At 36.5% G+C, this 12,032-nt stretch carries 9 protein-coding genes; 8 read left to right on the forward strand and 1 reads right to left on the reverse strand.

Going from position 1 to position 12,032, the window contains the following annotated elements:
* Positions 1-223 precede the first annotated feature (223 nt).
* The 8 genes from purM to PGH12_RS00175 all read left to right on the forward strand — a co-directional run bounded on the left by purM (position 224) and on the right by PGH12_RS00175 (position 11,525).
* Complete coding sequence (gene purM, locus PGH12_RS00140; RefSeq protein ID WP_267597991.1) at positions 224-1,216, forward strand: phosphoribosylformylglycinamidine cyclo-ligase; 993 nt, start codon at positions 224-226, stop codon at positions 1,214-1,216.
* 152 nt (positions 1,217-1,368) lie between these two features.
* A complete protein-coding gene (gene purN, locus PGH12_RS00145; RefSeq protein ID WP_267597990.1) occupies positions 1,369-1,935 on the forward strand; it encodes a phosphoribosylglycinamide formyltransferase in 567 nt (188 codons plus the stop codon).
* A gap of 478 nt (positions 1,936-2,413) precedes the next feature.
* Positions 2,414-3,928 carry a bifunctional phosphoribosylaminoimidazolecarboxamide formyltransferase/IMP cyclohydrolase gene (gene purH / locus PGH12_RS00150; RefSeq protein WP_267597989.1) on the forward strand — a complete coding sequence of 505 codons (1,515 nt, stop codon included), beginning with the start codon at positions 2,414-2,416 and terminating at the stop codon, positions 3,926-3,928.
* Positions 3,929-4,014: 86 nt separating this feature from the next.
* On the forward strand, positions 4,015-5,253 hold the full coding sequence (purD, locus tag PGH12_RS00155) for a phosphoribosylamine--glycine ligase (protein ID WP_267597988.1): 1,239 nt from the start codon (positions 4,015-4,017) through the stop codon (positions 5,251-5,253).
* Between the two features lie 152 nt (positions 5,254-5,405).
* Positions 5,406-6,935 carry a glutamine-hydrolyzing GMP synthase gene (guaA, locus tag PGH12_RS00160; protein WP_267597987.1) on the forward strand — a complete coding sequence of 510 codons (1,530 nt, stop codon included), beginning with the start codon at positions 5,406-5,408 and terminating at the stop codon, positions 6,933-6,935.
* Between the two features lie 393 nt (positions 6,936-7,328).
* Positions 7,329-8,165: a prephenate dehydratase gene (gene pheA, locus PGH12_RS00165; protein WP_267597986.1), complete on the forward strand. Its 837-nt coding sequence runs from the start codon at positions 7,329-7,331 to the stop codon at positions 8,163-8,165.
* Positions 8,166-8,305: 140 nt separating this feature from the next.
* The gene (locus PGH12_RS00170) at positions 8,306-9,949 is read left to right on the forward strand and encodes an ABC1 kinase family protein (protein WP_267597985.1); all 1,644 of its coding nucleotides are present in this window, start codon (positions 8,306-8,308) and stop codon (positions 9,947-9,949) included.
* 223 nt (positions 9,950-10,172) lie between these two features.
* The gene (locus PGH12_RS00175) at positions 10,173-11,525 is read left to right on the forward strand and encodes a DEAD/DEAH box helicase (protein ID WP_267597984.1); all 1,353 of its coding nucleotides are present in this window, start codon (positions 10,173-10,175) and stop codon (positions 11,523-11,525) included.
* 35 nt (positions 11,526-11,560) lie between these two features.
* Here the strand turns inward: PGH12_RS00175 and PGH12_RS00180 are convergent, their stop codons facing one another.
* On the reverse strand, positions 11,561-11,992 hold the full coding sequence (locus tag PGH12_RS00180; protein WP_267597983.1) for a lipocalin family protein: 432 nt from the start codon (positions 11,990-11,992) through the stop codon (positions 11,561-11,563).
* Between the last annotated feature and the right edge of the window lie 40 nt (positions 11,993-12,032).

Consider the following 12,032-nt stretch of genomic DNA (forward strand, 5'->3'; position numbering starts at 1 on the left):
TTGCAAAAAGAAAAAGTAATGAAAATTCAGACCACTTTTAAAGAATGTTTCTCCAAAAAAGGGAATGTTGTGGACTCTGAAATTCTGAGATAAGATAGCGGCCGATAATCTACCAAGATTGTCGGCTTTTTTATTTAGTAAAATTTAAAATAATTGTCCCAATTTACCTTATAACAATCTTGGTTGTTACATTGCTAAACTGATACACTGTTACATTAAAAATATGAGCAATACTTACAAATCTGCAGGTGTAGACAAAGAAGAAGGTTACAAAACCGTTGATAAAATCAAGAAAGCGGTAGGCGAAACGCACAATGCAAATGTTTTGAATCATTTGGGAAGTTTCGGAGCTTTTTACGAAATCGGAGGCTACAAAAATCCGGTTTTGGTTTCTGGAACTGATGGCGTCGGAACTAAACTTAAAGTTGCTTTAGACTCAAAAAGATATGAATCTATTGGAGTTGATTGTTTCGCAATGTGTGCAAACGATATCCTTTGTCACGGTGCAAAACCATTATTTTTTCTCGATTATTTAGCTTGCGGGAAATTAGATTCCGAGATTGCTGCAGAAATCGTTTTAGGAATGGTAGCGGCCTGTAAAGACAATAATTGTGCTTTAATTGGTGGCGAAACCGCAGAAATGCCGGGAATGTATAAGCCGGGAGATTATGATGTAGCAGGTTTCTGTGTCGGGATCGTTGAAAAAGACCAGATCATAGACGGTACAAAAATCAAAACAGGAGATAAAATTATTGCATTGCCAAGTTCAGGATTCCACTCAAACGGATTTTCTTTGGTAAGAAAAATTTTCCCGGATTTTGAAGAAGAATTTGAAGGAAAACCTTTGTACGAAACACTTTTGGTTCCTACAAGATTGTATTATAAAGACATTCACAGAGTAATTGAAGAAATCGAAGTTGCCGGAATCGCCCATATTACAGGTGGCGGTTTGTACGAAAATATTCCGAGAATCATCGGTGAAGGATTATGTGCTTCAATTGATGCCGCAAAAATCCAGATTCCGAGTGTAATGGTAGAGCTGGAGAAAAGAGGAAATATCGCACGTGAAGAAATGTTCGGAACTTTCAATATGGGTGTCGGGATGATCGTAGTTGTAGATCCTTCACACGCTGAAAAAGTGCTTCACCTTCTGGATGATGCTTACGAAATAGGAGAGATTACGGAAGGAGCAGAGAAGATCGATTTGAAATTTTAGGAGCTATTTCCCGCTGTCCACTATATCTTTTTTGAGACGGTCTCCACTTCGTTCCGCCCGCCCCAAAAAAGGATACCGTTTCCATCGGGGCTAGTAAAAACAGTAAAAGCTTTGTCAAAGTTTTAAACTTTGACAAAGCTCACAAATTAAAAATGAAAAACTTAGTTATACTCGTTTCAGGTTCAGGAACCAATCTTCAGCGAATTATTGATACCATCGTCAGCGGAGAAATCCAGAATGCAAAAGTATCTTTAGTGGTTGCTGACAGAGAATGTTACGGACTCGAAAGGGCAAAAAAACATAACATAGAAACTGCGTTGATTCCGAGAGGGAAAAACTTCAGCAGCGACTTGGTGAAAATCATTCCGGAAAATACAGACCTAATTGTATTGGCAGGTTTTTTATCTATCCTCAAACCTGAGTTTGTAGAAAGTTGGGAAGGCAAGATTATCAACATTCATCCGGCCTTACTTCCAAAATACGGAGGGAAAGGAATGTGGGGACATCACGTTCACAACGCTGTCATTGAAGCTAATGAAAAAGAAAGCGGAGCAACCGTCCATTTTGTAACGGTAGGAATCGATGAAGGAGAAGCAATCCTCCAGAAATCATTCGAAGTTACAGAAAAAGACACTCCCGAAACCTTGGCGGGAAAAGTTCATAAAATTGAGTATGAAATTTTCCCAATAGCAATAAACAAAGTATTAGGAAATAATTAAGAAGGCTAATTATTAGCGATATAAAAATTCGCCTCCTTTGGAGGGGTGGCAAAAATTCAAAGAATTTTTGCCGTGGTGGTTTAAAACATTCAAAAATTTAAGAACGTCCGTTGTAAACGGGAATTCTAAAAAATAAAAGGCTTCGACAAGCTCAGCCTGACGAAGCTACAAAATTACGATTAGTATTAGAGATGTCATGCTGAGCTTATCGAAGCATCTCTTAATAAAATATAAAGACACACTTAGATAAAAAAGAATATTTCGAAAAAATAAAAAATCTAAGTAAAAGTAAGATCGGAGGTGAAAGAACCGGTCTACAGTTTGAAATAACTGTAAAAAGTAAAAGTTGAAAAGTCCCAACGGGATGGCTTATCAAAGGATAAGATGAAATCCTATTATTTGGTAGGTGAAAAAGTAAAATGAAGGGAAAACCGCAATTGAAACTGCGGTTTCGACTTCGTAAAAAAATGAAAAATCTATGAGCAAGAGAGTTTTGATCAGTGTTTCTGACAAAAGCGGATTAACAGAATTCGCACAGTTTTTAGAATCTCAAAATTATGAATTGATCTCTACAGGAGGCACATTCAAACATTTGAAAGACGCTGGTCTGAATCCGATTCAAATTGATGAGGTTACTGATTTCCCTGAAATGCTTGACGGAAGAGTGAAAACCTTACACCCAAAAGTTCACGGCGGTTTATTGGCTGTTCGTTCAAACGAAGAGCACATGAAAACCGTTCAGGAGCATAATATCGGTTTGATCGACATGGTAATTGTAAATTTGTATCCGTTTTTTGAAAATGTAAATAAAGACATTTCATTACACGAAAAAGTAGAATTCATCGACATCGGAGGTCCGTCAATGCTTCGTTCAGCTGCTAAAAATTTCGATTCTGTAACCGTTATTACTGACGTTGAAGATTACGAAAAAGTAAAAATCGAAATGGAACAAAACGGTGATACCTTCATCGAAACCCGTAAAAGATTAGCCGGAAAAGTTTTTAACCTGACTTCAGCTTACGATGCAGCGATCTCAAGAATGCTTTTAGAAGAAGATTACCCGACTTATTTAAGTGCTTCATACAAGAAAGTTTCAGATTTAAGATACGGAGAAAACCCACACCAGACTGCAGCGTACTATGTTTCAACTTTTGAAAACGGTGCGATGAAAGATTTCGAACAATTAGGAGGTAAAGAATTATCATTCAACAACCTTCGTGATATGGATCTTTGCTGGAAAGTAGTTACAGAATTCAAAGACGAAATGGCATGTTGCGCTGTAAAACATTCTACACCTTGTGGCGTGGCGATCGGAACTTCTGCTTTGGAAACTTACAAAAAGACTTTCGAGTGCGATCCGATCTCTATTTTCGGTGGAATTGTTGCTGCCAACTTCAAAATTGATGCTGCAACAGCTGAAGAATTAAACAAAACATTCCTTGAAATCGTAATGGCTCCCGATTTTGATGATGATGCTTTGGAAGTTTTAAGAAAAAAGAAAAATTTAAGAATTATAAAAATCGTTAATCAGGTTTCAGACAAGCAAACTTGGGTAAAAGTTGACGGTGGAATCTTGGTGCAGGATAACGACAGTATTTTCTCAGATGATATTAAAGTAGTTACAGAAACTCAACCGACTGAAGAGCAGAAAAAAGCTTTATTGTTTTCTCAAAGAGTCGTAAAATATGTAAAATCAAACGCAATTGTTGTTTCAAACGGTATTCAGGCTTTCGGAATTGGCGGTGGTCAGGTAAATAGAATTTGGGCAACACAGCAGGCGATCGAAAGAGCAAAAGAGAAATTTACAGGAGAATTAGTTTTGGCTTCTGATGCATTTTTCCCTTTCCGTGATGTGGTAGATTTCTGCGCTCAGGAAGGTATTACAGCGATCATCCAACCTGGCGGAAGCGTAAAAGATCAGGAAAGTATTGATGCGGCCAACGAACACAAAATCCCAATGATGTTCACTGGTGTAAGACATTTCTTTCATTAAAATTGAATTAAAATAATAATTTGAGATTGTATATATAGCATCCAAAATTATATATTTGTAAATTAGACTAGATAATTAAATAAAGTATGAGAATATTAATCATAGGTGAGGGTGGAAGAGAGTCTGCATTGGCGGCAAAACTTCAAAAAGACGTTAGAGTCACGAAAATGTTTTTTGCAAACGGAAATGCATCTACTGATGCTATCGGGCAAAACGTTCACATGTCAGAGATCAAAGAATTAAGAGATTTTGCTATCAAAGAAAAAGTAGATCTTACAATTGTTGGTCCGGAAGCACCTTTGGTTGCTGGTCTTAAAGACGAATTTAAAAAGCATGATCTAAAGGTTTTTGGCCCGAATCAAAAAGTGGCAAGTCTGGAAGGAAGCAAGGCTTTCTCAAAGAAATTTATGCAGACCTATGATATCAAAACAGCAAAGGCAGTAGTTTTTGATTCATACAATGAGGCAAAAGATTACGTTCAGAATCACGAGTATCCTTTGGTAATAAAAGCTAGTGGTTTAGCAGGTGGAAAAGGTGTTGTTATCTGTGATACTGTTGAAGAAGCTGAAGCTACGATTCATGATTTTATGATCCGCAGACTTTATGGAGATGCGGGAATACGTTTAGTTATCGAAGAATTTTTACAGGGTTTTGAAGCGTCTATTATTGCATTCTCAAATGGTGAAAAACTATTCCCTTGTATTCCCGTAAAAGATTATAAAAAAGCCGGTAACGGTGATAAAGGTCCGAACACAGGTGGAATGGGTTCTGTGGCACCAAGTCCGGAATTTACAGCAGAACATTCTGCAGATTTTGAAAAAAATATCTTAGCGCCAACCATTACAGGTCTGAAGGCAGAAGGTTTCAGTTTCAAAGGAATTATTTTCTTCGGATTGATGGTTACCAAAAACGGAACTTATCTTTTAGAATACAACATGAGATTCGGAGATCCGGAAACTCAGGTATTGATGGCATTGATGGAAAACAATCTTCTCGATGTTATCACAGACTGTATGAACGGAAAAGATATTGATCTTAAATTTAAAGACGAAAAAGCTGTCTGCCTGGTAATGTGTTCCGGCGGATATCCTAGAAATATAGAATTAGGCTTTGAGATCGTTGGTGAAGATAAAGTAAAACATAGCCAGCTATTGTACGCAGGAGCAATCAAAAAAGGTGATAAAGTTGTTTCCAACGGAGGCAGAGTTCTTAACATTATCGCTACAGGTGCTACTTACGATGAGGCTCGAAAAAAAGTCTACGAAGATGCACTTCCTGTACAGTTTGATTACAGTTTCTACAGAGAAGACATTGGTAAATTTTAAATAAATCGTGAAAAAAGATTTGGAAATTTTCCAAGTCTTTTTTTGTAAAGAATTTCATAGCAGTAAGCTTTACGCTATAGGCGATAAGCTTTAAAATTCACAAATAGCCTACTGCCTAAAGCCTATAGCCTAAAGCATTAATAAATTTAAAAATGAACAACGGTATTATCATATTAGATTTCGGTTCTCAGTACAACCAGCTTATCGGAAGAAGAATCCGTGAGATGGGCGTGTATTCTGAAATCTTACCATTCAATACACCTTTAGAAACAATTTTAGAAAAAAAGCCAAAAGGAATCATCCTCTCTGGCGGGCCAAGTTCTGTAAATGCAGAAAATGCTCATTTAGTTGAAAAAGAATTGTACGAGCAGGGAATTCCCGTTTTAGGAATCTGCTACGGAATGCAGCTTACTGCACATCTTTTAGGCGGAACCGTGCATAAAGGTGTAAAAGGTGAATACGGTAAAGCTCATCTGGATATTGTAAAAGAATCTTCATTATTAAAAGGTGTTACGCAGAACTCGGTCGTGTGGATGAGTCACTTTGATGAGGTAGGAATGTTGCCTCCGGGTTTTGATTTAAATGCAAAATCAGGCGTAATTGCCTCAATTGGCAACGAAGAAAAGAAAATCTTTTGCGTACAGTTTCACCCGGAAGTTTCTCATACAGAAGAAGGCGGAAAAATGCTTGAAAACTTTGTGTTTGGAATCTGTAATTCTGAGAAGAACTGGAAACTGACTAATTATATCGATAAAACGGTAGAAGAGATCCGTGAGAAAGTGGGAGACAACAAGGTAATCCTCGGTCTTTCTGGCGGTGTAGATTCGTCTGTTGCTGCGGTATTAATTCATAAAGCAATCGGAGATCAACTTCACTGTATCTTTGTAGACACCGGACTTCTTAGAAAAGATGAAGACGTAAAGGTGATGAAAAATTATGGTGAAAGTTTTCATATGAACATCAAATTGGTAGATGCTAAAGAAAGATTTTTATCAAAATTAGCCGGAATTGATGATCCTGAAACTAAAAGAAAGATCATCGGGAACGAATTTATTCACGTTTTCGACGAAGAATCTCATAAAATTGAAGGTGCGAAATTTTTAGCACAGGGAACAATTTATCCTGATGTGATCGAAAGTCAGTCAGTAAACGGGCCTTCAGCGGTTATTAAATCTCACCACAACGTTGGCGGGCTTCCGGAAGAAATGGAGTTCGAATTGCTAGAGCCGTTGAGAGAATTATTCAAAGACGAAGTGAGAAAAGTAGGTGAAGAGTTGGGAATTCCGCATCATTTGGTACACAGACATCCATTCCCGGGTCCTGGTTTAGGAATTAGAATCTTAGGAGCTGTGGATGCCGAGAAAGTAAAAATTCTTCAGGAAGCTGACGATATTTTCATTGAAGAATTATACAAAAATGATCTGTACGACAAAGTTTCTCAGGCATTCGTGGTTCTTCTTCCTGTGAAATCTGTAGGTGTTATGGGTGACGAGAGAACGTACGAATACACAGCAGTTGTACGTTCTGCCAATACCATCGACTTTATGACGGCAACGTGGAGTAGACTTCCTTACGAGTTTTTAGATACCGTTTCCAGCAGAATTATCAATGAAGTGAGAGGAATCAACAGAGTAGCGTACGATATTTCAAGTAAGCCGCCAGCAACGATTGAGTGGGAATAATTTAACTTGAATTTTAATATATAAACCAGCTTTTCGAGGCTGGTTTTTTGTTTATTTTAATTTATATTATTAATAAAATTAAGGAGCTTATTTTGCGAAAAGTTAGAGTTTAACCTTGTTTTAAATTAAAATAGTTATCATTTGGTTTAAAATAATAGTGTGGATGACTTCCCGAGAACTCGGTTGGTTTCCCGCAATTTGCAGGAGACTTCCCGAGTCGTCGCGAGGTTGCAAATAACCCTGTTTTAAACCTCGCGAGTTCTCGGGAAGTCACATACACTGTTGTTTTAAACCTCCCGAATTGTTGTGCAGATTGCAAACATGCTGGTTTTAAAGTTGGCGTTTTCGTGAATACTAATCACTCATTCTCGCAATATTTTCTAAATTTGTTCAATGAAGATAGCATACCTCGGTCCGCAGGCGAGTTTCACTCAATTGGCAGCCTCACAGATTTTTCCAGATAAAGAATTGGTTCCGCAGTCGAGTATTCTCGATTGTTTCAATGCAGTGAAAAATAATGAAGTGGATAAAGCCGTAGTTCCTTTGGAAAATTCTATTGAAGGAACAGTTTCTATGACGCTCGATTATCTCTATGATTTTGATGTTTTTATAGAAACCGAATTGGTAATGCCGATCGCTCATCACCTGATGATTCATCCCGATAATGAAGTTTTTGAGAAGGTAATTTCTCATCCGCAGGCTTTAGCGCAGACTTTTCATTTCAGATATGATCATTTTAAAGATATTCCGTCTCAGGATTTCAGTTCTACAGCGGCATCTGCGAAGTTAGTTTCAGAAAACCAAAACGAAAAATGGGCTGCAATTGCCAATCGATATTCTGCCAAATTGTATGGTTTAAAAATCATTCGTGAAAATATTCAGGATTTTGAACAGAATCATACCAAGTTCATCGTCATTTCAAAACAGAAGTCAGCTTTGCAACTTCCGCTACCCAAAACTTCTGAAAAAACTTCTTTGATTATCACTCTTCCCGAAGATCACGCAGGAGGTCTTCATCAGGTACTTTCCGTCTTTGCTTGGCGAAAAATGAACCTTTCAAAAATCGAAAGCCGAACGTTGAAAACCGGTTTGGGAAATTACTTTTTCTTTATCAATGTCGAGAGTGAGTGGCACAATGTTCTTTCTCAAAATGCTATCGATGAGATTGTTTCTTTAGGCTCTCAGGTGAAATTTTTGGGACATTATGATGAATATGTTTTTGTGGAATAATTCTGTTTGATGTAAAATATTTAGATCACGACTTTTATTTGCAACTTTTACCTTTACATAAATTTGTTCTTGAAGCTACAATATCTTTCAATAGGAATAATTTTTGAACGTACTTTGCATTTCAATTCATCCTTAAAATTATGTTTGATAAACAGCAGCGAAAGCTGAAAAGATCTGCCAGATTAATATCCGTTTTAAGCAAATACGGCTTCAAAGATATGATTGCCAGAATGGGCAAAAAACCGGAAGAAAATACTGTACAGTCCGACGAAATTGTTTCAAAAGGAACGGTATACGAAAGAATACGACTGGTTTTAGAAGAATTGGGACCTACTTTTGTGAAACTCGGACAGACATTCAGCAACCGAGAAGACTTGCTTCCACCGGAACTCATTCAGGAACTTCAGAAGCTTCAGGATCGGGTAGAAGTGGTCGACATGAATGTTGAGGAAATCTTGGAAAACGAATTTAATATCGTTGTTAAAGAACATTTTTCTGAAATTATTCTAAGACCTTTGGCGACAGCTTCCATTGCTCAGGTTTACAAAGCAACTTTAATAACGGGCGAAGAAGTTATTTTAAAGATCAAAAAACCGGATGTTCTCAGTGTTATTGAAGATGATTTATTGATTATAAAAGATTTGGTTAAATTAATTTCAACCTATTCTGAAATTGGTTCCAAGTTAAATTTAAAACAGGCGATCGCAACTTTTGAAAAGTCTTTATTGGAAGAAGTTTCGTTGGTAAATGAGAGAAATAATATTAACCAGTTTGCTTTAAATTTTAAAAACAATAAAGAGACGTACGTTCCTGTTGTTTACGACGAATTTTCCAACAATAACGTCCTTTGTATGGAATTTATTGACGGAATAAAAGTCACCTACAAAGCCGAGCTTTTAAATAATAATATTGATCCTGTAACGGTTTCTGAAACAGGTTTGCGTTTATTTGTTTCTCAGATTTTAGATTATGGTTTTTTTCATGCCGATCCGCATGCCGGAAATATCTTAGTGAAAAAAGATGGTAAAGTAGTATTCATAGATTTTGGGGCAGTAGGGAAAATTCAGCCCAACGACAAAGAAATCCTTGAAAGTCTGATTGTTGCTTTCGTTGCAAAAAATTCAGGCAAAATTGTTCGTTACCTAAAGAAAATGGCAGTCAGCTACGAAATCCCCGATGAAAGAAGATTTGAAAATGACGTCGAAGAAGTGTTGAATTTTGTTCACAGTACTTCCTTAAAGAATATTGATCCTCATGTGATCATCAATAAAATGAAGGACGTTTTGAAAGATAATAAGTTGTATATGCCGGCTTATTTTTATCTTTTGTTTAAAGGAATTGGTCTGATAGAAGGTGTAGGACGAACGATAAATCCTGATCTTGATGTGGTGAAAAGTCTTCATCCTTATACAAAGAAAATTCTTTCACGAAAGATAAGTCCGAAAAAGCTTCTCAAAACCGGGATGGAGAAAATGATGAATTTCACTGACAATGTAGATGAAATTCCGAAAGAGTTGCGTTCTGTACTGCAAAAACTCGATGACAATAAATTCACTATTTCAAGTGAAATCAAGAATATTGAAAAGACCAACAATCTTATCAAATCAAGTATCATCAATCTCATTTTGGCGATGGTTTTGGCCGCCAATATTATTGCGACGGCTATCGTTTTTGTTTCAGAATCCGAACCTAGAATCGGTGAAATGTCTTTAATTGCTGTGTTGGGATTTGCATTTTCTATTATCCTTGTTATTATTCTTTTACTAAGGATTTTGAGGAAATAATTTAACTGAAGATTACTCTGATGAGCACAGATACTAATATATTTAGTTTGTCATTCAGTAGGAATCTAAGCAATTACTTTTTCTACCCTGAGATTCTTACGGAATGACAAATATTATGTAAATTTTTAGACAAAAATTAGAGATATAACTCAACATAATTCATCTTAAATCTTACAAAATTGTACAGTAATACACAACCAAATTAATTGCCTATCTTTGCAAAATGGAAAAACTCACTTTTGCAGACTTTGATCTCCCGGTTAAAGTTCTTGATGTTTTAGCAGATTTAAATTTATTTGAGCCTACTCCAATTCAGGAGAAGAGTATAGGGCCGATCCTGTCCGGAAGAGATGTGATGGGAATTGCACAGACGGGAACAGGGAAGACGTTGGCTTATCTTTTACCTGTTTTAAAGACATGGAAATACAACAAAAACGGAAATCCTACAGTTGTTGTTTTGGTGCCTACAAGAGAATTGGTTGTTCAGGTGACAGAAATCGTAGAAAAACTGACAGAAAATATCACTGCAAGAGTAATCGGTATCTATGGAGGGAAAAACATCAATACGCAAAAGCTTTTATTCAATGACGGATGTGATATTTTGGTAGGAACTCCCGGAAGAATTATGGATTTGGCGATTGATAATGCAATCTCTTTAAAAGAAGTTCAGAAGTTGATTATTGATGAGTTTGATGAAATGTTGAATTTAGGTTTCAGGCCTCAGCTGACACACATTTTTGAAATGATGAGAGATAAAAGACAAAATATTCTCTTCTCTGCAACAATGACAGAAGCTGTTGACGAAATGCTGGATCAGTATTTTGCAGGTCCGATAGAAATTTCATTGGCGAAATCCGGAACTCCGCTTGAGAAGATCGAGCAGACTGCTTATAAAGTTGAAAACTTCAACACAAAGATCAATTTGCTTGAGCATTTGCTGAAGAACAATGAAGATATGTCGAAGGTTTTGATTTTTGCCAATAACAAAAAGCATTCAGACTTACTTTTTACCCAAATTAATGAGCTTTTTCCCGATGAGTTTGATGTAATTCACTCAAACAAATCTCAAAACTACAGATTGAAAGCGATGAAACGCTTTGAAAAGGAAGAAATCAGAGGTTTGATCACTACAGATGTCATGGCGAGAGGTCTTGATATTTCTAATATTACCCACGTTATCAACTTTGAAACTCCTGAAGTTCCGGAACAGTATATTCACAGAATTGGTAGAACGGGTAGGGCAGATAAAGACGGAAAAGCGATTACATTTGTTGCTAAAAGAGAGGAAACTTTGGTTCTTGACATCGAATTGTTGATGGATAAAGAACTGACATACATTGATTTCCCGGAAGAAGTGAAGATTAATCCTAAAAAGATCGCGTCAGAAGAAGATCTGATTGTTATGAAAAATCCTGCTCAGGTAAAACTTTACGAAGGTGGCGGTGCTTTTCACGAGAAAAAGGATAAAAATAAAAAAGAAAACTGGGGAGGCCCATCAAAAAGAAAAACTCCAAAAAAATTCGGAGCCAACCGAGCCCAGCAAAAATCAATCTCGAAATCTAAGAGAAAGAAATAAAAAAACGATTCCAAATTTGGAATCGTTTTTTGTTTTTATCGTGTCAAATGCATTTCATAAATATCTTCAAATCCATCATCGTTGTAATCGTCATCAGCTTCAGGATCATTCATTACCAATTCGTGCTCTGTAAGGCTTTTTATAGAAAATGTCTCACCGTCTATAAATAATTTTTGAGCATTTTTATCATATGAATAGCCGTATTCTTCATAATAATGATTACAAGAACTGTTGTAGAATTCATAATAGTTACTTTTGAGAGTGCCGTTTTCTGTTAATTCAGTGGTGGTTTTTTGATCACAAGCATCTAAGTCGTTGTTGCTAAGAACGCTTCCATCTTTTCCTGAAATTACTTTCATTTGAGTGTGTCTCCAAGTTCCAACTATCGATATGTCTTCCTGATCATCATTTTTGCAAGAAGTGATAGAAAAGCCGGCAATAACTGCAAGCACTAAAATTTTTTTCATGATTGTTTTTTTTAAGTTCACAAAGAAATGAAAAATCTTT

The sequence above is a fragment of the Chryseobacterium sp. CY350 genome, assembly GCF_027945075.1.
Classification (GTDB): Bacteria; Bacteroidota; Bacteroidia; order Flavobacteriales; family Weeksellaceae; genus Chryseobacterium.

Excerpts from the sequence above, each read along its gene's own strand:
- purM (WP_267597991.1), top strand. The coding sequence starts at position 224 with ATGAGCAATACTTACAAATCTGCAGGTGTAGACAAAGAAGAAGGTTAC.
- purN (WP_267597990.1), top strand. The coding sequence starts at position 1,369 with ATGAAAAACTTAGTTATACTCGTTTCAGGTTCAGGAACCAATCTTCAG.
- purH (WP_267597989.1), top strand. The coding sequence starts at position 2,414 with ATGAGCAAGAGAGTTTTGATCAGTGTTTCTGACAAAAGCGGATTAACA.
- purD (WP_267597988.1), top strand. The coding sequence starts at position 4,015 with ATGAGAATATTAATCATAGGTGAGGGTGGAAGAGAGTCTGCATTGGCG.
- guaA (WP_267597987.1), top strand. The coding sequence starts at position 5,406 with ATGAACAACGGTATTATCATATTAGATTTCGGTTCTCAGTACAACCAG.
- pheA (WP_267597986.1), top strand. The coding sequence starts at position 7,329 with ATGAAGATAGCATACCTCGGTCCGCAGGCGAGTTTCACTCAATTGGCA.
- PGH12_RS00170 (WP_267597985.1), top strand. The coding sequence starts at position 8,306 with ATGTTTGATAAACAGCAGCGAAAGCTGAAAAGATCTGCCAGATTAATA.
- PGH12_RS00175 (WP_267597984.1), top strand. The coding sequence starts at position 10,173 with ATGGAAAAACTCACTTTTGCAGACTTTGATCTCCCGGTTAAAGTTCTT.
- PGH12_RS00180 (WP_267597983.1), bottom strand. The coding sequence starts at position 11,992 with ATGAAAAAAATTTTAGTGCTTGCAGTTATTGCCGGCTTTTCTATCACT.